The organism is Pedobacter sp. PLR (assembly GCF_026239675.1).
GTDB lineage: Bacteria > Bacteroidota > Bacteroidia > Sphingobacteriales > Sphingobacteriaceae > Pedobacter.
The window spans coordinates 310,764-334,548 of record NZ_JAPIVQ010000003.1 but is presented as its reverse complement, the minus strand read 5'-3'; the positions used below and the strand labels follow the sequence as shown (position 1 = coordinate 334,548).

Genomic DNA, 23,785 nt, shown 5'->3' with positions numbered 1-23,785 from the left:
GTATGCGTAAAGCTTTGTTAAAGCTCATAGACTTTTTCTATCCTCCTTTTTCGAAATACATTTCCTTACATACATTCAGGTATATCGCTTCCGGAGGCACAACAACTGCTGCCGGAATTGTGATTTACTATATTGTCTATAACTGGGTGTTAAAACAGCAGGATGTTCATTTGAATATCTCCTTTCTGCCAAAGCTCATTACCGCACCAATTGCGGCATTTGCCATCGAGTCTGTGATTACTTTTATCATCGGTTTTACACTGAATAAATACCTGGTCTTTACAAAGTCCACCTTAAAAGGCAGGATTCAATTGTTTAGATATGCCTCTGTCGTAGCCACCAATATTCTGATCAATTATGCCTTGTTAAAAGTGTTAATAGAAGCCTTTGGTTTTTACCCTACAGTTTCCAAAGTGATCATTTCCGTATTACTTGCCGTGTTTAGTTATTTCTCTCAAAAGCACTTTTCTTTCAAAGTGAAGAAATAAGGATTTTAGGACCCGGGAATGTCTACTTTCCGTTATTTTTCGGAATCAAGGCGGGTTTTGTTTAGGAGAAGAAATAGATTTTCTTATATTGGGCTCCATATAAACCATATAGGTAATGAGTGATTTTAATGACTTCAACAATCCACAAGTAGCTAAGCTTCCTAAGCATTTAAGGCAATTTATTGTAGAGCAGCATTATGAAAAATATACGCCAATTGATCAGGCAGTCTGGCGCTATGTAATGCGTCAAAACTATAGCTACCTGAAGCAAGTGGCCTATTATCCTTATATCAAAGGTTTGCAACGCGCAGGTTTAAGTATAGAACATATCCCGAATTTGCAAACCATGAACGATAACCTTGGCAAAATAGGCTGGGGTGCCGTTACTGTAGATGGATTTATTCCGCCTGCGGCCTTCATGGAATACCAGGCTTACCGGGTATTGGTGATTGCAGCAGACATACGTCAGATTAACCACATTGAATATACACCAGCTCCGGATATTATCCATGAGTCGGCCGGGCATGCCCCGATTATTGCAGATACAGATTACAACAATTACCTGAGCTATTTTGGCTCTATAGGTGCTAAGGCCATGTTTTCTTCGAAAGATTTTGAGTTGTATGAAGCTATTCGCAACCTGAGTATCTTAAAAGAGGCAGCAAATGCGCCGGAACAGGAAATCGCAAAAGCGGAGAAACACTTACAAGTGGTTTCAGAAAACATGGGTGAGCCTTCGGAAATGTCCTTATTGGGTCGTTTACATTGGTGGACCGTGGAATACGGCTTGATCGGCACACTGGAAAACCCGAAAATATACGGTGCAGGGCTGCTTTCTTCTATCGGAGAAAGTTCGAGCTGTATGAAAGAAGAGGTCACCAAATTATGGTACAATATTGATACGATCAATTACGCTTATGACATCACGAAACAGCAGCCACAGTTGTTTGTAACGGAAAACTTCCAGAACCTGATTGATGTTTTGGAGCAGTTTGCCGATACCATGGCATTCAGACGTGGTGGTGCAGAAAGTGTAGTCAAAGCAATTGAGTGTAAAAACCCTGCAACGGCAGTTTATAGCTCAGGATTGCAGGTAACCGGTGTCTTTACAGACATGGGACTGAATACCGCTGATGAGCTTACTTTTATCAAAACAACAGGTCCTTCTGCATTGGCAGTAGATTCGAAACAACTGGAAGGTCATGGTAAATTCTACCATAAAGACGGCTTCTCCTCTCCTGTTGGTCGCTTAAACGGCCTGGTATTGGAAGATCTTAGTCTGGCGGAATTGCAGGAGCAAGGTATTGCTACAGGCAGCAGAGCAGAGGTAACTTTTGATAGTGGAATCCACCTTAACGGTGTGGTAAAAGATATTCTTCAACACAACGGTAAAACAATCCTGATTGTGTTTGAGGACTGTACCGTAAAAGAAGACAATGGCAATGTGCTTTTCCAACCGGAATGGGGTACTTATGACATGGCTGTCGGAGAGAAAATCGTTTCCGTATTTAATGGTGCTGCTGATAAAGATGCTTACGAAGAAATCACACACATCAGTGATAAACAAACACATAAGATAACCTACGACGAGAAAACGCAGCAGCTGCATGCGATTTACAAGGAAGTTCGCACGATCAGAGAAGACAAAAGAAATTATGAACAGGTCATTGCTTTATTTGAAGCTTTAAAAACAGAACATCGTCACGATTGGCTGGCTGCTTTAGAGATTCTGGAGATCCTGTACCACAAGAATCTGGATCCTGAACTGGAAAAAGAAGTGCGTATCTACCTGGAACTAAAAGCGGCAAATGAGCCAGAGCATCATAAATTAATTACAGATGGTTTACATGTGATTGAAAATCCGGTAAGTCAATTGATTACAGAAGAAGATTAAATGAATATAGTATTAACAGGTGCGAGCAGTGGGATTGGTTTTGAAGCTGCATTAGAGTTCGCAAACTACAAAGAGCATAAAGTTGTATGTATTGCCCGTTCTGCGGACAAGCTGCGTAAACTGCTGGAAATTGCCAAAAGTCTCAATCCGGATTGCACGTTGCTTCCGGTAGAATTTGACATTGTAAATGATGATTATGCCGTATTAGTTCCTTTCCTGAAGGAAAAGTTAGGTACAGTAGATATTTTAATCAATAATGCGGGTGCATTGATCAACAAGCCTTTCCTGGAAACTAGTAAAGATGATTTGTATCAGATGTTTGAAAGCAATGTTTTGGGTCATTTTAATATGATTCAGAATATATTGCCTTTAATGACTGCCGGCAGTCATATTGTAAACATTGGCAGTATGGGTGGTTTTCAGGGCAGTGTAAAATTCCCTGGCCTTGCAGCTTACTCTTCAAGCAAATCGGCCTTACATACCTTAACCGAATGTTTGGCTTCCGAATTGGCAGAAACGGGTATTAAAGTGAATTGTCTGGCTCTGGGTTCTGCGCAAACAGAAATGCTGGAACTGGCCTTCCCTGGCTATGAATCGCCTGTTATGGCTTTTGAAATGGGTAAATATGTGGCCGACTTTGCGAAGACCGGACACCGGTTTTTCAATGGAAAAGTGCTACCAGTAGCAGTAACCACCCCTTAATCAATTACTTATCAACATTACTTTAGGCTAAAGATAGTTTTATTATCTTTAGCCCAATCCCTATGAAGAAAAGCATCCTAATCCTCCTGTTTCTATCCATAAGTACGTTTGCTGCAAAGTCGCAGTCATTGTCGCCAGTCCTTTATCAGGATATGGTTTTCAAAATAATGGAAAACTTACCGGCACTTCCTGCCAGCAAATTTCAACCAGGCAATTTGTTATCTTTTGCAAAGTCCATGATTGGTACGCGTTACCGTTATGCTTCCAGCAATCCTAAAATAGGTTTCGACTGCTCCGGATTTGTAAACTATGTGTTTAAGAATTTTGGTATTAATGCACCACGATCTTCAAGAGATTTTGCGACCAAAGGACAGGACAAGAAGCTTGCTGATGCACAGGTTGGAGATGTGATCATCTTTACCGGCACTAACAGCCGCGTTCGTCGTGTTGGCCATGTAGGCATTATTTCTGCGGTAGATGGTGATGAGATCAAGTTTATCCACTCCTCTTCAGGTGCTGCAAAAGGCGTAACTATTACCAGCTTAAACGAGGGTTTCTATAAGAAACGGTTTATGAAAGTAGTAAGTATCTTATAAAAAAGCTTTTTAGCTGCATTTAAAGCAATACAATTTTTAAAGCATCCGCTACATTTCCTGCTGCCAGAAACTGTTTTGCCAGTTCATGAAGTTCACGTTCGCGGTTATTCGCATCGCCAATCGTGGCGTCTAAAACTTCTTTCACCTGGCTATTGCGTTGCATTTCATCCACATCATCAGCCGAAGGCAGTTGTTCTATGTTTCCTAATCTTCCAAGATCATTCCCCGAAAGCACATAAGAGTTTCTTACTGCTTTAGGCAGGGCATCTACGCCAATACCCAGTGTGGTTAAGGGTTTTGCTACTTTAAACAAGCTTTCCGGGGTCACACGACAATACCAGTCGCCACCCAAACGGGCCACAAGATCTATCTTTTCCTGATCAATTTTACCATCAGAATCCAGTATTTCTTCCTGAATGTGAATTAGCTTTACTTCTGCCAGAATCAGGTTGCCGGCGCCAGGCTGATCTCCTAAATGAATTACTTCTTTGACGATACACTCCATTTGCACGGGTGCTTCTGCCACTCTTGGTGGCTTCACCAGATGAGAAGGCAGCATGGTAAAACCAGCCTTTTCAAACTCATTAATGCCCTTTATGTATTCTGTACTGGCCAGACTCATTTGCTGTACCATCGGATAGTTGACGATATTGATGACACATTCTTTTACTTCCAGCACGTTTTCCAGGGTGTGTTTAGTACTGCCATCCCTTACCCTTCTCGATGGAGAAAAGATGCACATTGGTGGGTTAGTACTGAACATATTGAAAAAGCTGAAAGGGCTGAGGTTGATGTTTCCGTCCTGATCAATGGTGCTTGCAAAACAGATAGGTCTGGGTGCAATCGCATATTGCAGATAGTTTTGCAATTGAACAGGGGAAAGTGTGGTTACATCGATAGTCAGCATATTTATTTGAGCTTGTGTAAGGTCAAAGTTACTCCCTAAAAGTAGTTTAAAAAAGGGCTTACTGAATTTTAATAGCGATGGGCTGCAAAGAGCATATCATATATCCGGTAAGAAAACAATAGCTTCTTACCGGAGAATATGATTTTATTCTTGTATGGGATTCTATTTCTTTTTCAAAGCAAGGATAGAGAAATCACTATCTACTTTGATGATACTGTTACTTAAGTGTCCAAGACCGGTAATCTCCATTTCGACCACATCGCCATCTTGTAACCATTGCGGTTTAAAATCAGGGTTATTCAACAATCCAGTGCCATTTAGCTCCAGAAAGCAGCCTGTACCAACGGTACCAGAGCCAATCACATCACCAGGCAGAATATCTACGCCGTAGGCGCAACGCTCAATGATCTCAGCAAAAGTCCAGTCCATATCAGCCATATTTCCCGCAGATACCTGCACTCCATTTACGGTACAAGTCATTTCCAGATTATAAGCCTTTCCGGTATGACCAGGTTTGGCTGCTGTTAAATATTCTTCCAGTTCATCCGGTGTGACCAACCAGGGGCCGATTACAGTAGAAAAATCTTTACCCTTTGCCGGACCTAAATTTAGCAGCATTTCTTCCATTTGCAGGGTTCTTGCGCTCATATCATTCATCACCATATAACCGGCAATATAATTATCGGCTTCTGCGGCAGTAATATTACGGCCTTTCGTTCCGATAACAATGGCGACTTCCAGTTCAAAATCCAACTTTTGGAAATGATCCGGCATACATTCGATATCACCAGGACCCTGAATGGCATTGTGGTTGGTAAAGTAAAAAATCGGATACTGATCAAACTCTGCAATCATATCTACCTTACGGTTTCTACGTGCCGCAGCTACATGCTGGCGAAAAGCATAACCATCTCTACAGGATGTTGGATGTGGTACCGGTGCCAGTAATTCAAAGAAAGCTTCTTCCTTAGGTTCGATTTCGCCAGATTTAATCTGTGCATCCACCTTTTTAGCGCGATCCATCAGATCCACCCCTCCACGCAGGAATTCGTTCATCTCATCAGGCAACAATTTGTCGCAGGAATTCAGGTTATAAATATGTCCGTTTACAAAAACACCCAGGTGTTCTCTGTCTTCTGTTTTATAGGATACCAGCTTCATATGCTCAGTTTTTTGTCAAGTTATTCAAAGCTATATAAAAATACAGCTACGATGGTTAAATATAATTTATCTACATATAATCGTTCTGATTGTTTGTTCTTTACTATAATTATTACTTAATTTAGCTCCGCAAACAAAATGATCTTACACCTCACATATCAAAATCAAGTGGCCAAACAAGCGTTGGCTGCATTCAGGTATGCGATGCTTTCCAAGATCATCTTTGCACAATACTCCATATAGCATTTCCTTCGCTGTTGATTAAAACGTTTTCTACGTTTTACTGTTATTAATATACATATAATTCTAACCAAATTAACCTACTGTTATGCCTATTTATCATACCTTAGGAACTATTCCTGCGAAACGTCATACCGTTTTTAGAAAGCCCGATGGCAATTTATATGCAGAAGAATTAGTCTCTACTGAAGGGTTTTCCAGCTTATATTCACTCGTTTATCATTGTCACCCGCCAACCATTGTAAAAGAGCTCGGTGAGCCTTACTCGGTGGAGCCAAAGATTGCGCGCGAAAAGCATCTGCGTCATACCAGTCTGATTGGTTTCAACGTCAAACCGGAAGATGACTACCTGAAAAGCAGAAAACCTGTACTCGTAAACAGCGATTTACACATCTCTCTTGCAGCGCCAAGAAAATCTATGACCGACTATTTTTATAAGAATAGTCAGGCAGATGAGGTCATCTTTATCCATGAAGGTACAGGAACACTAAAAACAGGCTTTGGAAAGATCCGTTTTGCCTACGGCGATTACCTGGTGGTACCCCGCGGTACCATTTACCAAATGGAATTTGACGATGAGAAAAACAGGCTTTTCATCATAGAAAGTTTTAGCCCGATCCGCTCTCCGAAGCGTTACAGAAATGAATACGGGCAGTTAATGGAGCATTCTCCTTATTGTGAACGCGACATCAGACGCCCGCAGGATCTGGAAACCATCGACGAGTTTGGTGATTTCAAGGTATTGATTAAGAAACAGGGCTTAATGTATCCATACACCTATGGCACCCACCCTTTTGATTTTGTAGGCTGGGACGGTTTCCACTACCCATGGGCATTTTCTATCCACGATTTTGAACCGATTACAGGCCGTTTACATCAGCCACCTCCGGTACACCAGACTTTTGAAGGACATAATTTCGTGATTTGCTCTTTTGTACCGAGAAAATACGACTACCATCCCCTATCTATTCCTGCCCCGTACAACCATAGTAATGTGGACAGTGACGAGGTATTGTATTATGTTGATGGTGATTTTATGAGCAGAAAAAGCGTGGTTAAAGGCCAGATTACCCTACATCCGGGCGGAATTCCTCATGGACCACACCCTGGAACAGTAGAGAAATCCATCGGTAAAGAGCGCACAGATGAGCTGGCGGTCATGATTGATCCTTTCCGCCCTTTAATGCTCACCGAAGATGCCATCAGTATTGAAGACGAGAGTTACCATAAAAGCTGGCAACAAAACGTAGAATAAGGCATTTTAACGTAAAAAATCAGATTAAGAGTTTAAAATATTTAAAATCATGAGTACACAAACATTTGCAGAAAAGATTGCTAAAGCGCCAGATTTTCTTCCAATAAATGGAACAGATTACATAGAATTCTATGTAGGCAATGCAAAACAAGCTGCACATTACTATAAAACTGCGTTTGGTTTCCAATCTCTGGCTTATGCCGGACCGGAAACCGGGGTGCGCGACCGTGCTTCCTACGTACTAAAACAAGGAAAGATCAGGTTGGTACTGACTACGGCTTTGAAATCGGAAAGCCCGATTGCAGAACATGTAAAAAAACATGGTGATGGCGTAAAAGTATTGGCTTTATGGGTAGATGATGCTTATAGTGCCTTTGAAGAAACCACTAAACGAGGAGCAAAACCTTACCTGGAGCCGGTTACTAAAACAGACGAATTTGGAGAAGTAAGGATGTCGGGAATCTATACTTATGGAGAAACCATCCATATGTTTGTAGAACGTAAAAACTATACAGGGACTTTTATGCCTGGCTACCGCGACTGGAAGAGCGACTATGCGCCAACGGAAGCCGGCCTCTTGTACATTGACCACTGTGTGGGTAATGTGGGCTGGAACAGGATGAATGAGACCGTAAAATGGTATGAAGAGGTGATGGGATTTGTCAATATCCTATCATTTGATGATAAACAGATCAATACCGAATATTCGGCCCTGATGAGTAAGGTGATGAGCAATGGGAATGGTTTCTCTAAATTCCCGATCAATGAACCTGCGGAAGGAAAGAAAAAATCACAGATCGAAGAATATTTAGAATTTTATGAAGGCGAAGGGGTGCAACACATTGCAGTAGCTACAAAAGATATTTTGTCTACCGTAAAGGAATTAAAAGCTCGAGGGGTTGAGTTTTTAAGTGCACCCCCTGATGCCTATTACAGCATGATGCCAACGCGTGTGGGTGAAATCGACGAAGAAATTGAGCAGCTAAAAGAGCTGGGTATCCTGGTAGATTGCGATGAGGAAGGCTATCTATTGCAGATTTTCACAAAACCGGTAGAAGACCGTCCGACTTTATTCTTTGAAATTATTCAGAGAAAAGGGGCACAATCTTTTGGTGCCGGAAATTTCAAAGCCTTATTCGAATCCCTGGAACGTGAACAGGAATTGAGAGGTAACTTATAAAAAACTGACGCTTATTATTCATAAAATGAAAGCCAGTCTGGAAACAGTACTGGCTTTTTTACATCATAGCAGGTGGAGATTTACGAAAAAATAGTTAATTTCGGCCTTCAAGGCAACCTGCGGGAATGGACATTAACATCATCGGAAGCATCTCATTATTTTTCACACGCTTTACGGCGGCATTTACGCTGTTCCAAAAAAACGACCCGCTACGCCTTGCCGGAGCAACGGCTTTTTTTGCCAACTTCGCCCTACCTCCCATCCTCATCATATTAATTCGTTTGTTTGGATTTTTCATGGACAGAAAAACCCTGGCTAACACTTTATTTGAGCGCTTAGGAACGGTATTAGACGACAGTAGCACCACTCAAATCAAACAGGTGCTGCGAAATATCAGAGGTGTAGATCACCAGTGGTATGCGACTGTATTGAGTTTTATATTTTTCATCTTTGTAGCCACAACACTTTTTGCCGTGATCAAAAATTCTATGGACCAGATCTGGTCTATTGGTATCAAAGAAAAAGTGGGATTCTATTTCAAAATGAAACTGCGGGCAAGGTCTTTTGTGATCATCTTACTCGCTGGACTGTTATTCTTTGTGGGGATCATGACGGATAGTATGCAGGCCATTATCGGGACTTATGTCAACAATGCCGCCCCAACTTTTGGAAGAATTTTCCTACTGATGCTAAACCAGGTCTTATTTATTATAATTGTGACCACCTGGTTTTCCGTATTGTTTAAATACCTCACCAATGGCCGTCCGGGCTGGAAAGCTGCCATCCATGGCGGTATCCTTACGGGAATACTGTTTACCATTGGAAAGTCTATCCTTAGAATCATGCTCCCGCTTAGTGGCATCGGAAACATCTACGGCACCTCAGGATCTATTGTCCTCATTATGCTGTTTGTCTTTTATTCTTCCTTCATTTTTTACTTCGGAGCTTGTTATGTCAAAGTGCTGAGCGATGACAAAAACCGTCCTATACGCCCTATAAAAGGTGCTTTCAACTACGAAATCAAGGAAATAATAAAAGGTGCCTAATCAAATCTAAACTGCGGCGATTTTCTCGAATCCCTGCATTTCAAACACGGCCAGTTTATTGAGCAGGTTATAATGAAGCGTACCAAAAAGATTGACAATACCTTCTTTGTTCCTACCTTCAATGCAGATGCTTTCTTTTAAGATGTCTTTGTGTCGCAAAATCTGGTCAGACAAGATCACGTCTTCATCCTGAATTTTAACGTCACTGGCTTCAATTGAGAATTGTTTCAGCAGCTCTGAGAAGCCGTTTCCGTTCAATAATAATTCTTTGATATTCATGGTCTTCTTAATTTAGTTAGGGAGAATCATAACATCAATTTTAGCGCCAAAAAAAAGGGCAAAGCACTAAAGCTCAACCCTTTTCCACAAATGTTGAAAAATTGTATTTTAGAACAAACGGTAAGCTAGTCCCAGCGTGAATAAGCCAAGTTTTTTAGCCTGGTTGTAGTCATCTTTCCCAATTTTGGACAAACCTTGTTCATATCTCAGGTCAATTCCTAATTTACTGACATCCAGTCCTGCGCCAAACTGCCATGCAAAGTTTTGATCTTTAAAATTACCTTTAAAAGCCTCACCTGCTGCCTGTTTAAATGACTGATCTTTGCTCAACACAAAAGAAACTACCGGTCCGGTATTCAGGCGAATGCCTACTCCTGCTGCTCCGATTTTTGTACCTACTAAAACCGGGATATCTAAACTGGTGAAATCTACATTACTTTCGAAGCCATTGGCATCTTTTAACGTAGTGTTTTTACCTGAAATATACATCTCTGGTTGCAAGTGGATTCCTGCTGCGCCAATACGGGCCCAAACACCACCATAATATCCTGCTCTGTTTTCACTTTTGAAGGTACCTTCTGTACTGAACTTGGTCATATTTACCCCACCTTTTAATCCGAATTGGAAGCTTGGCAAGATCTGACTAAACGCCATCATACTTGAACAGATGAATAACGCAGATAAGATAATTTTTTTCATAATGTAATGTTAGGTTGATAGTATAACTGTTATGTAAAACTAAGAATATTTTTAATTCATCAGTATATTACGTAATTTTATATTTACAATCGCCTGTTTGAAATCATCTTAGAATTCGAAGGTGAGGCCCTAATCATCACCTATTTAGATGGATTTTACCTTTAATGCGTACTCGTATTTCTTAATTTTTTTCGGGGCAGTCACCCTCTTTTTATCATGGTTTGCGTATCGCAAAGACCATGGTGCAGTGCGCCTTTTTGGCCTGGTCATGCTATCCAATGCCATCTGGTCCTTAGCTTATGGATTTGAACTGGCCACCAGCAATTTAGCAGATGCGAAATTCTTCATTGACATAGAATATATTGGCATCACTACCATTCCATTACACTGGTTGATGTTCTGTTTAAAACTATCCGGAAAAGAATATTGGTATAAACGAACCTTAAACCTGTCTTTACTAATCAGTGTAGCCGTCATTACCTCAGTTTTGGTATGGACCAACGACTACCACCACCTCCATTACAAGCATTATTTTATGGATACCAGCGGTCCCTTTCCATTGGTTTCTATTGAAACCGGCATTGCCTATAAAATATTTACTGCCTATTTTTATGTGTTACTCGCCACCGGCAGTTACCTCCTGATCTCTACATTCCGCAAAGCGGATCCGATTTATAAAAGACAAAACTACAGCATTATCATCGCTGCACTCATCCCATGGATCACCAATATTGCCTATACTTTAGGTTTCCGCCCGGTAGAAAACCTGGATCTTACCCCCTTTGCCTTTGCAGGAACGATAACATTTATAGCCATGGCCGTTTATCGGTACAAGCTTTTTGATGTGTTGCCAGTGGCCAGAGAAAAGGTATTGGACTTAATTCAGGATGGTTTTTTAGTGATCGACAAGCAATTTCGGGTGATTGATTACAACCATGCTATCCGAAAATATCTGGATGAACCGAACAGTAAAAAAATCATTGGTACATCCATAGAATCACTATTCCCGGAACAGGAGGCTTTTTTCCAATTCATCAAAAACCACCAGTCTGGCAAGGTAGAATTACGTGTGGAAAGCCCACTGGGGATACATGAACTGGAAGCCGACATTCTTTACCTCGATGAAAATCAACTGAGCAACAACGCAACAATCATTAAATTTCAGGACCTGACCCATTTTAAACAGGATGCCCTGAAATCTCAACACCAAACCGAAGAACTTAAAAAACTAAACCAGTTAAAAGACCGGATTTTCTCTATCATCGCTCATGATCTTCGCGGTCCATTGGTGAATCTTTCTGAGGTACTCAAAATGATTTCAAATGATCAGATCACCATTGAAGAGTTTAAAATGTTATCACCGACCTTAAACAAGGACATTTTATACACCACCGAATTGCTGGAAAACATCTTACACTGGTCCAGAAGTCAATTAAAAGGATACGGCATCAATAAAGAATATTTCGATTTGAGGAGCATGATCATCAATGAAGTAAATTACCATCTACCTTCTGCTGCTTCAAAAAATATTAAGATTATCCAGGATGTATTTCCGGGAATCCTGGTTTATGCCGATATGTTAATGATTCAGATTGTGGTTCGCAACTTACTGAGTAACGCTATAAAATTCTGCTACGAAGGTTGCGAAATTGATATTTCCTCTGTCTATACCAAAGGGCATATGATGCTCTCGATACATGACAATGGGGTTGGAATCAAGGCCGAAACTGTTGAAAAGTTGTTCAGCGGTGAAAACATGTCGACAAGAGGTACCTTAAATGAAAAAGGAACCGGATTGGGCCTGGTGGTGTGCAAGGAGTTTATGGAGCGCAATGATGGCGATATAAATGTAGAAAGTGAGCTGAATACAGGCACTAAATTCAATATGTTTATCCCCGTTGAGCCAACCAGCGATGAATTCCATAAAAAAACTGGTAAGCATTAATGCCGACCAGCTTTTTTATACCATTATTAGGTAATCAATTTAATGACCTGTTGCTTCGTTAATGATTTGCTTCTCTTTTAAAGCTTCCACATTGTTTTTATTTCCAAAATTCTGAGTTTTATCGGCAAAGTATTCCAGGATACCTACAATCGTTTCCAGATTATCTGAAACGCGTTGGTGCATATCCGGCAGGTCTTTATCTAATCTTTTATCCCCCAATTCAATATTGTCTACTTCAATCTTACCTATTTTTTGGATAATCGCTTGTTGTGAATGTTGTAAATCCTCCAACTCTCTGACTATCTTCTCCATTAATTCGAACTTTTTTAATGTATCCATACTATTTTCGATTTAAATTAATACTCTATTGATATGGTAGTAGAACCAATTACCCTGCCAGGATGTTTTCTTTTTTTTCAATCAAGACCAGATTATGATGGTTAAATTTGGAATACTGAGGTCAAACTAATAACTTAGTTTATCGAATTGCCTCAATTATCTTATCTTTCACAAAAATAGCTTAGTGCATGAAAAAACTCCTGCTTCCCTTTTTAATATTGATCAGCACTTATGCTGTGAATGCTCAAACGGCTACCGTTGTTGATAAAGAAAAACTACTGGACCTTTTTCAGACGCAACGCTACCTGGAGGCCGCTCAATACCTGCAAAGCATTTACAAGGAGGACACTACAGATCCGAAGGAGATTTCACAACTGGCTTACGCCTATCTTATGGCCGGAAAGCTGCCGGATGCAGAAAAGAACTACTTAAAACTTCATGAAGCGAAGCCAGACGACCTTGCAGGTTTATTTAACCTCTCCAACATCAATTTAAGAAGAGGAAACAATGCTAAAGCCAGAGAATATCTGAGTAAGGTAGTCGCACTGGACAGTAATAATTTCAATGCCTACAAGCAGATTGGCCGCATAGAAAAAGAGCAGACAGATATTGCACAGATGTTCAGGAATTTCAAAAGAGCGAATTTATTAAATCCGGCAGATGCCGATGTTGCTTATGAAATGAGTGAACTTTATTTCAAGATGAACAATTTCAGATTGGCCTTAAATGTGCTGGAACCAGCTTTGGCTGCCGACAGTAGTAACCTTCAACTACTGAAGATGAAAATGCCGGCAAGTATCGCTTCAAAAGATTACAAAGGATCCATTAAGACCGGTGAAAAACTGATGAGTTATGGAGACAGCTCCACCTTTGTGTTGACCAACATGGCAAAAAGCTATTTTCTACTCCTGAACTATCAAAAAGCATTGGATTATTTCTTAAAAGCAAACATTGACAAAGATGATGATGAGGGGCTTTTATACAATATTTCCCTGAGTTACCGAGGGATTAAGGATTACAAGAATGCGGCGGCCTATTTAGAACGTACCATTAAGGCTGCCATTTCTAAGAAAACATCCAGCTATTATGGTCTTTTAGGTGATTCATATGAAAATATTGATAAAAACGACCTGGCAAATGCTGCTTATAAACGAGGTTTGTTATTTGAAAACAATGGCAGTCTATATTACAACATCGCCTTAGTCTATGAAACCAGGCTAAATGACAAGAAAAATGCCATCAGTTATTACCAACAATACCTGAAAACAGTAAATCCTGCAGAGCAGGCTAAACTGGTCGTTTTTATCAAAAATAAGATTGAAGAACTAAAAAGATAACTATGCGCGCCCCATTAAACGGGCCACATATTTACCAATAATATCAAATTCAAGGTTTACAGTATCCCCAACATTCACCTGATGTAGGTTGGTATGTTCGAAAGTGTAGGGAATGATAAAAACAGAAAACTCATCATTTTCTGACCCTACCACGGTTAAACTGATGCCGTTTACGCAAACAGAGCCTTTTTCTACCGTTACATTACCATTTTTCGAATCGTATTTAAAGCGGTATTCCCAGCTTCCGTCTAACTCTGCTCTTTTCACACAAACAGCCGTCTGATCTACATGACCCTGAACAATATGACCGTCCAGGCGTCCGTTCATCTCCATACAACGCTCCAGATTCACTTTACTCCCCACTCTTAAATGCCCAAGATTGGTCTTTTCTAAGGTCTCCTGAATGGCCGTTACCGTAAAAGAGTCTTCTGTCAAAGCTACTACCGTTAAACATACCCCGTTATGGGCCACACTCTGGTCGATTTTCAATTCATTACTCAATTCCGATTTAACGGTAAAATGAAGATTAGTTCCTTCTTCCCTGATCGCTGTTATTTCTGCTAAGGTTTCAATAATCCCTGTAAACATCTCTAATTATATTTTGTACGGTTTCTTTTCCAATTGCTGACTTGTTGTTCCGAAGAATCTGCAAGCATTGCAAGAGATTTCTTTTTATAAGTTATTGCCGCCATGACTGCTGCCATCAGCGCTTCATTTTCATCTGCATGCTTTATCCGCTCCTGACTAAAATACCTGCTTACGAAATGTGTGTTAAAATCACCTGATTTAAAAGCTTCATGCTGCATGACAAATTTACCAAAACCCAGGGTAGTTTTTATCCCTGTAATGTGATATTCGTCGATTGCCCTAACCATTCTTTCAATGGCTTCCTCTCTGGTCTGACCATAAGTAATCAGCTTGGCGATCATTGGATCGTAATAAATAGGAATTTCCATCCCTTGTTCAAAACCATCATCAACACGCACCCCATTGCCTTTTGGGGTTTGATAAACTTCCAGCACGCCGATATCAGGCAGGAAATTATTCTCCGGATCTTCAGCATATACCCGCAGTTCAATCGCATGGCCATTAATTTTCAGGTCCCCCTGGGTATAAGAAAGCGCTTCTCCCCTGGCGATTTTGATCTGCTCTTTGACCAGGTCTAAACCGGTGATCAATTCAGTTACCGGATGCTCTACCTGGAGTCTGGTGTTCATCTCTAAAAAGAAGAAATCAAGGTTTTCATCCAGGATAAACTCTACTGTACCGGCACCTACATAATTTACAGAACGGGCAACATCTACGGCACATTTACCCATTTTCACACGGATTTCTTCTGTAAGTACACTGGAAGGCGCTTCTTCAATCACCTTTTGATGTCTGCGCTGTACTGAACATTCGCGTTCAAAAAGGTGAACAATATTTCCATGGGTATCTCCAAGGATTTGTATTTCTATATGTCTGGGTGAGGAAACATAACGTTCAATAAAGACTGCACCATCGCCAAAAGCAGAAGTAGCCTCGCTAACCGCCAGTTTCATTTGTTCTTCAAAATCACTAACTTTTTCTACTACGCGCATTCCTTTTCCACCACCCCCGGCGGCAGCTTTAATCAGGATAGGAAAACCGACTTCTACCGCTCTGGATTTCGCCTCTTCGACATCAGTAATGGCCTCTTCCGTTCCGGGAACCATAGGAATCTGGTATTTTAATGCCGCTGCTTTTGCAGACAATTTATTTCCCATGATTTCCATTGCTTCGGGTGTTGGCCCGATCAAAATCAAACCGGATGCCTTCACCAATCTGGCAAAAGCAGCATTTTCTGATAGAAAACCATAGCCTGGATGAATCGCGTCAGCGCCGGTAATCCTGCAGGCTTCAATAATTTTATCGCCCAGTAGATAACTTTGATTAGATGCTGCCGGACCAATACATACAGCCTCATCGGCATACCGGACATGGAGTGCCGTTCTATCGGCCTCCGAATAAACGGCTACCGTTTTAATCCCCATTTCACGTGCAGAGCGCATAATACGCAATGCAATCTCGCCCCTGTTGGCTATCAAAATTTTCTTCATGTAAAGGTTATTTATGGAGGGAAGGATGTAAATGTAAAATCTGTTCAATGGTATAGTCGATCATTTCCCGGGAAACATCAAGATGGGTAACCATGCGTACCGTTTTAGGCCCGGTAATGCCACAGGCGATTCCCTTTTCTGCCAGGAGCTGGACAATATTTTCTGCTTTAAAGCCTTTTGCAATTTCAAAAACCACAATATTGGTTTCTACAGGCATCACTGAAGCTACATAGCTCACCTGGTTCAACACCCCGGATAAAACCTTAGCATGATCATGGTCAATAGACATTCTTTGCACATGGTGATCCAATGCATAAATTCCAGCCGCAGCCAGAAATCCCGATTGTCTCATTCCACCACCAAATGCCTTGCGGATCTTAACCGCTTTTTTGATGGTTTCTTTGCTTCCCAATAAAACAGAACCTACAGGAGCACCTAATCCTTTGGATAAACACACCGAAATACCATCGAAATATTGTCCGTAGTGTTTCGCAGAATCTCCGGTAGCTACTAAAGCATTAAAGATCCTTGCGCCATCCAGGTGTAACTTTAGTCCTTTTATATTACATAAGGTATGAATAGGCTCAATCTGCGATAGCTGATAACAGGCGCCACCGCCTTTATTGACGGTATTTTCCAATACAACCAGGCTAGAATTTGGATAATGAATATTGTCCTCATTGATTTCCGGTTCGATCATTTCCGGACTAATGAGTCCCCGCGGAGCATTTAGCAACCTGACCGAGGCCATAGAATGATAGGCAATTCCTCCACCTTCATATCGATATACATGAGCGGTCTGGTCGCAAATCACCTCATCCATTGGCTGGGTAAAGCACTTGATTGCAATCTGATTGGTCATTGTTCCGGAAGGACAAAACAGTCCGGCTTCCATGTTAAACATCGCTGCAAGCTTTGTTTCCAGCTGATGAACAGTTTCATCTTCTCCGAAAACATCATCGCCAACCTTCGCAGCCATCATTGCAGCCAGCATTCCTGCTGTTGGTTTGGTCACGGTATCGCTTCTCAAATCAATCTTTATTGCCATCATATTATCTTATAGCGTGTCTACAAATATTAACTTTTTAAATGTCGTTAAAAAGAGGTGCAGTACAAAATCGACAGAGCTATCGAGATAATTACATTAAATAAGGAATGGTTGTACTTTATTCGAAAAACGCCATTTAAGGCTAGTAAAACGTTTATCAAGCCCCCTATGAAGGTTTTTTTAATTCATAAAAAGTAGTTTTTTCAGAATTAAAATGCCATTTCCGGCAAATGCTTGATTTTAAATTTGGATTTCAAAATAACAAGTGTATTTTAGGCTTAGTGTTTTTTTAACAATATGGTAACTTTAAATCAATAAATAAAACGAGCAAAAACGCCCTTATTAGCACCATAGAGGCGGAAAATTATTTAAAAACTTAAACCAAAGAATTAAAATTATGAAAAAAAACCCTACAAAAGTGTTAGGATTATTTACTTTTATCCCGAAAAAAACAAATTAAGATGATAGTTATTGCAGATGGTGGTTCAACCAAAACCAATTGGTGTTTAATTAATGAAGCAGGCAGAAAAATTCTATTTAATACAGAGGGATACAATCCATACTTTTCAGATACAGCATACATTGTTGGTTCGTTAAGAAAATCTCTTCCGGATCATTTAGAAACTGATAAACTTACCGAAGTAAATTACTATGGTGCAGGTTGTTCAACAGATGCCAAGCGCAAAATTGTAGCAGATGCTATGCAACAGGTTTTCCCTAATGCAAAGATCAACATAGGACACGATTTATTGGCTTCATGCCGTGCTTTACTAGGTGATGAGCCTGGTTTTGCAGCGATATTAGGCACAGGTACAAACTCTTGTTTGTATGACGGTAAAGAAATTACACAAAACATCGATTCTCTGGGCTATTTCCTTGGAGATGAAGGTAGTGGATGCTTCATCGGAAAAAGAATTCTTAGTGATTATATGAAAGGTTATATGCCTAAAGGCTTAAGAGAAAGTTTCTATGATAACTTTGCCTTAACCAATGAGGACATTTTCGACCAGATTTATAATAAACCACTTCCGAATCGTTTTTGCGCTGGTTTCAGCAAGTTCTTATACGACTATAAAGACAATTACGAAGATTATACCTTCTCTACTGTAGATTACGCATTTACTGCTTTCTTTGAGAACCTGGTGATTCATTATCCAAACTACAAAGACTACTCTTTAAACTGTGTAGGTTCTGTAGGTTATAGTTTCAGAGATATTTTAAGCGTTGTTGCAGACAGATATGAGATGGGCGTTGGTAAAGTGATCCGCTCTCCTATAGATGATTTAGTGGATTACCACATGACTACCGTGAACAAATAAGCACAGTAGTTCTGATATAAAAAAACAGCGGATACCTGATCAAGGTACCCGCTGTTTTTTTATAACTAAAATATCGCAAAAAAATGGCCGCAGCATTGTAAATGTTGCGGCCATTTTATGTATTTATAGGTTACCTGATTAAAAAGAAATCTCTTTACTGAATAATTTGGCGTATTTACGCTTGTCAAATTTATACAAGGTTGCTGCCCTGAAGGAAACACCTTTTTGTTTTTCTTCCAGATCTTTCAGTACGCCGAAGCTCAGCATTTTCTTTCTAAAGTTTCTTTTATCCAGCTTTTTATTGAGAATGATTTCATACACGTTTTGCAATTGCGTCAGGGTAAATTTTTCCGGTAAAAGCTCAAAAGCAATGGGCTGATGTTTGATCCGTCTTTTAATTTTCTCCAGCCCCTTATCAAAAATCTGCTGATGATCGAATGCCAGTTTTGGCAGGTTTTTCACATTGATCCAATGTGCTTGTTTGGCATAATTACTCAATGGCTTTAAGGCTTTATCGCCTCCTAACCTCAATAGCGCATAATAAGCAATACTGACTACCCTTCCCTGTGGATGTCGGTTAACATCACCAAAAGTGTAATATTGTTCCATATATACATCACCCAGTCCGGTTAGTTCATGCAAAATACGTGAGGCAGACTGATCTAAACTCTCATCTTCTCCCACTATATTTCCTGGCAATGCCCACCAGTCCTTAAAGGGTTCCTCGTTCCTTTCTATCAAAAGAATTTTCAATTCTCCTTCATCAAATCCGAACAGCACACAATCAATCGAGAAAGTGGAATTAAACTTTGGTAAGACTTCTTTCAAAATATCAAATTTTATATATCAAATTTATTTTTCAATCTGCCTTGAATTCTATTTAAGGCGTTAATTTCTGGTAGATTATTTATTTTTCTATGCTTTTCCCTTAACCCGCTTCCTATACTCCTCCTGTTCCCGACCGGGTTTAATTTATAAAGTTCTTAAATAATATCTTGTTTTAACAAGATTAACAGGATTTAAGTTAAAAACAAAATGAAAAGTATAATTATAAAAATATTGTTGCAAAAGAATCTTAAAGGAATTGAGGTACTGAATCGGATTTTTCAGTCGTGTTTTCTATATTGCATCCGCAAATCCTGCGGATGTGAGGATATTGAATCAAATTTATTGATTTTAGATCTTGTTTTTTGTCGGACTGAGCAGCTAACAACCTTGTCTTTTTCAAAAAGGCTAAATCAATAAAGCAACGGGGAGATTTTTATCGGTCTATACTAAAATAGTAAATTTTTAAACATTGAAGCAATAAAATGCACTTACATCCTAATTACACAGGAAAATACAAAATAAATTACTTAGTGTAAAAAATACACGCTATATTCGTAATCACAAATCATGAAACCAAATATTAAAAATATCGCCGTATTGACATCTGGAGGAGACGCTCCAGGAATGAACGCCTGCATCAGAGCAGTAGTTCGTACCGGTATATACAATGGAATCAATATGTTTGGGGTTTTGCAAGGATACCAGGGCTTGATCAGCAACAACATCAAGCCAATGGACGCAAGATCCGTTAGTAACATCATACACTTAGGTGGTACCATTTTAAAAACAGCACGTTGTCTTGAGTTTAAAACTGAAGAAGGAATGCAGACTGCTTTTGAAAACTTAAAAGCCCGTGATATTGACGGTTTGGTAGTAATTGGGGGTGATGGAACATTTACAGGAGCACAAATTTTTGGAAAGAAGTTCGGAATTCGCGTGATTGGAATTCCCGGAACAATTGACAATGACTTATATGGGTCTGATTTTACTTTAGGATACGATACGGCTATAAATACCGTTATTGAAGCAATAGATAAAATCAGAGATACTGCCGATTCACATGACCGTTTATTCTTTATTGAAGTGATGGGAAGAGATTCCGGATGTATTGCCCTGAGAAGTGCAATCGCCAGTGGCGCAGAAGCTGTACTCCTACCGGAAAAAGAAACCAGTCTGGACGAGCTGATCTCACAATTGGAAATTGGAGCTTCTACAAAAAAGTCTTCCAGCATCGTGATTGTATCAGAAGGCCATAAAGCTGGTGGTGCTTATGATGTTGCGAAAAAAGTTAAAGAGAGTTTTAACCACTATGACACGAAAGTAACGATATTAGGCCACCTGCAACGTGGAGGTAGCCCAAGTAGTTTCGACCGTATTTTAGGCAGTCGTTTGGGCTTTGCAGCCGTAAATGAATTGTTAAAAGGTAGTACCATGCAAATGGTTGGCTTACGTGGGAATGATATAAAGACGACGAGTATAGACGAGGCGCTAACCAGACACACTTTCAAATTAGAAAGTGACTTATTGGAAATGACTAAGGTTTTATCCATTTAATTATGATAGCGGTAGTTTACAGTGGATCTAAAACAGCATACTGGAAAATTGCACAGGATGGAAAAACCATCGCCGAATGCAATATGCCGGGAATTAATCCCTGTTTTAATGACCAGAAGTCTATACTTCAATTCTTAAACAAGAAATCGATTCTGGTGAATCACGCAGAAAGCATTAAGAAAATTTATGTTTTTGCTGCTGGTGCTTCCTCAGAAGAAAGAAGAAATGAACTGGCTGAAACGCTGGGGATGTTCTTTAGATATAGTAAAATAACGGTTAAAGATGACCTGTATGGTGCAGCACTCTCTGCCTGTTACAATAACCCTGGAATTGTAGGATTATTGGGTAGCGGAGCAAATTGCGCTTATTACGACGGAAAGAAACCGGAGAAGAACAACTTTGGACTGGGGTATATCCTGGGAGATGAAGGTTCGGCAAATTACCTTGGAAAAACACTGTTGAAGTATTTTGTTCAGGATAAACTGCCAAAGGACTTACATAAAAAGTTTGAACTGAAGTATAACCTGGACAGGCCGCAAATCCTGGAACGTGTATACAAAAGACCTCTGGCTCAACAGTTTCTAAGTTCTTTCTTTGACTTTTTTATTGAAAACAGAAACGATAAATTTTTGTTAGGAATTATAGAGAAAGGGTTTGAAAGTTATTTTAACACTTATTTATTACCAACATTGAAATTACATCCCGGTAAAGAAATACATTTTGTAGGACTTGTGGCCGGAAACTTCCAGGAAGAGTTGCGGGCAACTGCAAAAAGGCACGGATTGGAAATAACATCGATTACTAAAGAACCGATATATAATTTACTAAACTACTATTCAAATTAACAAAATGAGCAAAATTGGAATAAACGGCTTTGGCCGTATCGGCAGACTGGTTTTTAGAGCTGCTTTAAAAAGAGGATTAGATATTGTTGCAATCAATGATTTAGTTGAGCCGGATTACATGGCTTATATGTTAAAATACGATACTACACACGGTCGTTTTGATGGTACTATTGAAGTAGTAAACGGACACCTTGTAGTAAATGGAAAAACGATCCGTATCACTGCGGAAAGAGATCCAGCAAACTTAAAATGGAATGAAGTAGGTGTAGAAACTGTAATTGAATCTACAGGTTTATTCTTAACTCAGGCTGATGCTGAAAAACATATTCAGGCTGGTGCTAAGAGAGTAGTTCTTTCTGCTCCTGCAAAAGATGATTCAATCCCTACTTACGTAATGGGTGTAAATCATGAGTTATTAACTGCTGATCAAACTGTAGTTTCTAACGCATCTTGTACTACTAACTGTTTAGCGCCAATTGCTAAAGTATTAAACGACAACTTCGGTATCGTTGAAGGCTTAATGAGCACTGTACACGCAGTAACTGCAACACAAAAAACAGTAGATGGTCCTTCAGCTAAGGACTGGAGAGGTGGACGTGGAGGTTTCTCTAACATTATCCCTTCTGGAACTGGTGCTGCTAAAGCAGTAGCAAAAGTGATTCCTGCACTAAAAGGAAAATTAACAGGTATGGCTTTCCGTGTACCGGTAGCTGATGTATCTGTAGTAGATTTAACAGTTCGTCTGGAAAAACCAGCAACTTATGAGCAAATTAAAGCAGCCATGAAAGAAGCCTCAGAAGGTTACTTGAAAGGTGTTCTAGGATATACAGAAGATGAAGTTGTTTCTTCTGACTTTATAGGAGATGATCGTGCGTCAATTTTCGATGCAAATGCAGGTATCGCATTAAACGACAACTTCGTGAAAGTAGTTTCCTGGTATGATAACGAATGGGGCTATTCTAATGCATTAGCTAAGTTCGTAGAATACTACGGAAACGTAAAGTAAAACCCGTTCATACAGGTTTATATTTGGTTAGAAAAGGGATGTGTCTGGATGGAACATCCCTTTCTTGTTTTCTGACCAATTCAACAGCTGTTAATCAGTTGTTTACAGACAAGCATCTGATAAGCAGTTTATAATTCTGTCAGATGGATAACTAAACCTTTTATTTTAAATTCAGTACTATGACGTATAACGAAGCTCAACAATTAGTTGAGGATTACAAACACCTGATTGGTAAAACATCAACTGTTACAGATAATAAACTAACCAACCTACTGATTACACCTAAGCCAATCTATGAACATGTGGTAACCATGTTTACTGCATTAAATGAAAAGATCGATGTATCATCATTCATTGAACAATACGATGATTTTGGTGTGTTGATGGTTTATGATTTTGATAAATTCAGATCAACCGCCAATGCCAGTGTTGGAGATTTAGAAACCTATTTAAAAGGAACACCTCATTTGAAATAATGGATAATCAAAAAACTCCATATCACAGTTCAGCAGCTGCAATAAGTCCGCAGCAACTATTCCGCAATAAAGGCAAGTAGTCCCAGATCTGTAACGCCTGCAACCAGAGGCGACTTCCCTTTAGGATAATATTTATAGGATATTAAACGCTTATACTTAAAAATATCTACCGGGTTCATATGCATTAGAAATTCTCCGTTGACAGTAACTGCAGGTACTTTTTCGGTGACTACAGATGCCATAAAAACTGGTCCACCATGATAATTATTATACTTATAAGCATCACTTAAAAGTTTGTTCTTATACTGTAAACAGTCGAATCCCGTTTGTACCACCATAACACTATCAAACACGGATACAGCTCTTTGATGTAAATGGGTAATTTTCACTTGTGCAATCAATTGCTGACAAACTAAAACAGCAAACAGGAAGGCGGGTACTTTTTTCATTATAAAGATTTTAGCTAAGAAAACATTTAAATATTTTTTCATGATAATCAAAATAAGTGGAATTGCAACAATAAAGTAGATCTCAATTGCCTTTCCTACTCATGCTCCTGATGA

24 protein-coding genes are annotated in these 23,785 nt (G+C 39.7%); 14 read left to right on the top strand and 10 right to left on the bottom strand.

Annotated features, from left to right (window positions below; translation table 11 throughout):
- Positions 1 to 2 precede the first annotated feature (2 nt).
- The 4 genes from OQX61_RS08515 (at position 3) to OQX61_RS08500 (ending at position 3,680) form a co-directional block, all read left to right on the top strand.
- On the top strand, positions 3 to 488 hold the full coding sequence (locus OQX61_RS08515; protein ID WP_265841235.1) for a GtrA family protein: 486 nt from the start codon (positions 3 to 5) through the stop codon (positions 486 to 488).
- Positions 489 to 603: 115 nt separating this feature from the next.
- Positions 604 to 2,382, top strand: coding sequence for an aromatic amino acid hydroxylase (locus OQX61_RS08510; protein ID WP_265841234.1), 1,779 nt, complete (start codon positions 604 to 606; stop codon positions 2,380 to 2,382).
- On the top strand, positions 2,383 to 3,084 hold the full coding sequence (locus tag OQX61_RS08505) for an SDR family oxidoreductase (protein WP_265841233.1): 702 nt from the start codon (positions 2,383 to 2,385) through the stop codon (positions 3,082 to 3,084). It abuts the gene before it with no gap.
- 62 nt (positions 3,085 to 3,146) lie between these two features.
- Entirely contained in the window at positions 3,147 to 3,680 is a 534-nt protein-coding gene (locus OQX61_RS08500) for a C40 family peptidase (protein WP_265841232.1), read from the top strand.
- Positions 3,681 to 3,699: 19 nt separating this feature from the next.
- Here the strand turns inward: OQX61_RS08500 and OQX61_RS08495 are convergent, their stop codons facing one another.
- Positions 3,700 to 4,587 carry a flavin reductase family protein gene (locus tag OQX61_RS08495; RefSeq protein WP_265841231.1) on the bottom strand — a complete coding sequence of 296 codons (888 nt, stop codon included), beginning with the start codon at positions 4,585 to 4,587 and terminating at the stop codon, positions 3,700 to 3,702.
- A gap of 162 nt (positions 4,588 to 4,749) precedes the next feature.
- Positions 4,750 to 5,748 carry a fumarylacetoacetate hydrolase family protein gene (locus OQX61_RS08490; protein WP_265841230.1) on the bottom strand — a complete coding sequence of 333 codons (999 nt, stop codon included), beginning with the start codon at positions 5,746 to 5,748 and terminating at the stop codon, positions 4,750 to 4,752.
- A 328-nt stretch (positions 5,749 to 6,076) separates the two neighbouring features.
- Between OQX61_RS08490 and OQX61_RS08485 the strand changes: the two genes are divergently transcribed.
- The 3 genes from OQX61_RS08485 (at position 6,077) to OQX61_RS08475 (ending at position 9,469) form a co-directional block, all read left to right on the top strand.
- Complete coding sequence (locus tag OQX61_RS08485; protein ID WP_265841229.1) at positions 6,077 to 7,243, top strand: homogentisate 1,2-dioxygenase; 1,167 nt, start codon at positions 6,077 to 6,079, stop codon at positions 7,241 to 7,243.
- A 49-nt stretch (positions 7,244 to 7,292) separates the two neighbouring features.
- Positions 7,293 to 8,423 (top strand): 4-hydroxyphenylpyruvate dioxygenase, encoded by a 1,131-nt coding sequence (gene hppD, locus OQX61_RS08480; RefSeq protein ID WP_265841228.1) that lies wholly within the window; start codon positions 7,293 to 7,295, stop codon positions 8,421 to 8,423.
- A 125-nt stretch (positions 8,424 to 8,548) separates the two neighbouring features.
- A complete protein-coding gene (locus tag OQX61_RS08475; RefSeq protein WP_265841227.1) occupies positions 8,549 to 9,469 on the top strand; it encodes a YihY/virulence factor BrkB family protein in 921 nt (306 codons plus the stop codon).
- A gap of 6 nt (positions 9,470 to 9,475) precedes the next feature.
- Here OQX61_RS08475 and OQX61_RS08470 read toward each other — a convergent pair whose 3' ends face one another.
- The gene (locus OQX61_RS08470) at positions 9,476 to 9,748 is read right to left on the bottom strand and encodes a hypothetical protein (RefSeq protein WP_265841226.1); all 273 of its coding nucleotides are present in this window, start codon (positions 9,746 to 9,748) and stop codon (positions 9,476 to 9,478) included.
- Between the two features lie 108 nt (positions 9,749 to 9,856).
- Positions 9,857 to 10,447 carry a porin family protein gene (locus OQX61_RS08465; protein ID WP_265841225.1) on the bottom strand — a complete coding sequence of 197 codons (591 nt, stop codon included), beginning with the start codon at positions 10,445 to 10,447 and terminating at the stop codon, positions 9,857 to 9,859.
- Positions 10,448 to 10,595: 148 nt separating this feature from the next.
- Between OQX61_RS08465 and OQX61_RS08460 the strand changes: the two genes are divergently transcribed.
- Positions 10,596 to 12,392, top strand: a complete 1,797-nt coding sequence (locus OQX61_RS08460; RefSeq protein ID WP_265841224.1) for a histidine kinase N-terminal 7TM domain-containing protein — start codon at positions 10,596 to 10,598, stop codon at positions 12,390 to 12,392.
- A 39-nt stretch (positions 12,393 to 12,431) separates the two neighbouring features.
- Here the strand turns inward: OQX61_RS08460 and OQX61_RS08455 are convergent, their stop codons facing one another.
- Positions 12,432 to 12,731 (bottom strand): hypothetical protein, encoded by a 300-nt coding sequence (locus tag OQX61_RS08455; RefSeq protein ID WP_265841223.1) that lies wholly within the window; start codon positions 12,729 to 12,731, stop codon positions 12,432 to 12,434.
- A 188-nt stretch (positions 12,732 to 12,919) separates the two neighbouring features.
- Between OQX61_RS08455 and OQX61_RS08450 the strand changes: the two genes are divergently transcribed.
- Positions 12,920 to 14,068 (top strand): tetratricopeptide repeat protein, encoded by a 1,149-nt coding sequence (locus OQX61_RS08450; RefSeq protein ID WP_265841222.1) that lies wholly within the window; start codon positions 12,920 to 12,922, stop codon positions 14,066 to 14,068.
- On the opposite strand, the gene OQX61_RS08445 is transcribed toward OQX61_RS08450, so the two are convergent.
- From OQX61_RS08445 to OQX61_RS08435, 3 genes are read right to left on the bottom strand one after another with little or no spacing between them, the layout of a single operon-like run.
- Positions 14,069 to 14,656, bottom strand: coding sequence for a riboflavin synthase (locus OQX61_RS08445; RefSeq protein WP_265841221.1), 588 nt, complete (start codon positions 14,654 to 14,656; stop codon positions 14,069 to 14,071).
- A 2-nt stretch (positions 14,657 to 14,658) separates the two neighbouring features.
- Positions 14,659 to 16,146 (bottom strand): acetyl-CoA carboxylase biotin carboxylase subunit, encoded by a 1,488-nt coding sequence (gene accC, locus OQX61_RS08440; protein WP_265841220.1) that lies wholly within the window; start codon positions 16,144 to 16,146, stop codon positions 14,659 to 14,661.
- Between the two features lie 7 nt (positions 16,147 to 16,153).
- Positions 16,154 to 17,197 carry a GntG family PLP-dependent aldolase gene (locus OQX61_RS08435; RefSeq protein WP_265841219.1) on the bottom strand — a complete coding sequence of 348 codons (1,044 nt, stop codon included), beginning with the start codon at positions 17,195 to 17,197 and terminating at the stop codon, positions 16,154 to 16,156.
- A gap of 458 nt (positions 17,198 to 17,655) precedes the next feature.
- Here OQX61_RS08435 and OQX61_RS08430 point away from each other — a divergent pair, with 458 nt between their 5' ends.
- The gene (locus OQX61_RS08430; RefSeq protein ID WP_265841218.1) at positions 17,656 to 18,513 is read left to right on the top strand and encodes an N-acetylglucosamine kinase; all 858 of its coding nucleotides are present in this window, start codon (positions 17,656 to 17,658) and stop codon (positions 18,511 to 18,513) included.
- A 138-nt stretch (positions 18,514 to 18,651) separates the two neighbouring features.
- Here OQX61_RS08430 and OQX61_RS08425 read toward each other — a convergent pair whose 3' ends face one another.
- The gene (locus tag OQX61_RS08425) at positions 18,652 to 19,341 is read right to left on the bottom strand and encodes an NUDIX domain-containing protein (protein WP_265841217.1); all 690 of its coding nucleotides are present in this window, start codon (positions 19,339 to 19,341) and stop codon (positions 18,652 to 18,654) included.
- 567 nt (positions 19,342 to 19,908) lie between these two features.
- Here OQX61_RS08425 and pfkA point away from each other — a divergent pair.
- The 4 genes from pfkA (at position 19,909) to OQX61_RS08405 (ending at position 23,222) form a co-directional block, all read left to right on the top strand.
- A complete protein-coding gene (gene pfkA, locus OQX61_RS08420; RefSeq protein WP_265841216.1) occupies positions 19,909 to 20,895 on the top strand; it encodes a 6-phosphofructokinase in 987 nt (328 codons plus the stop codon).
- Positions 20,896 to 20,897: 2 nt separating this feature from the next.
- Entirely contained in the window at positions 20,898 to 21,740 is an 843-nt protein-coding gene (locus OQX61_RS08415) for a hypothetical protein (RefSeq protein ID WP_265841215.1), read from the top strand.
- Between the two features lie 4 nt (positions 21,741 to 21,744).
- Positions 21,745 to 22,746, top strand: a complete 1,002-nt coding sequence (gap, locus tag OQX61_RS08410) for a type I glyceraldehyde-3-phosphate dehydrogenase (RefSeq protein ID WP_265841214.1) — start codon at positions 21,745 to 21,747, stop codon at positions 22,744 to 22,746.
- Between the two features lie 179 nt (positions 22,747 to 22,925).
- Positions 22,926 to 23,222, top strand: a complete 297-nt coding sequence (locus OQX61_RS08405; RefSeq protein WP_265841213.1) for a hypothetical protein — start codon at positions 22,926 to 22,928, stop codon at positions 23,220 to 23,222.
- Positions 23,223 to 23,278: 56 nt separating this feature from the next.
- Here OQX61_RS08405 and OQX61_RS08400 read toward each other — a convergent pair whose 3' ends face one another.
- On the bottom strand, positions 23,279 to 23,671 hold the full coding sequence (locus OQX61_RS08400) for a hypothetical protein (protein ID WP_265841212.1): 393 nt from the start codon (positions 23,669 to 23,671) through the stop codon (positions 23,279 to 23,281).
- Positions 23,672 to 23,785 lie beyond the last annotated feature (114 nt).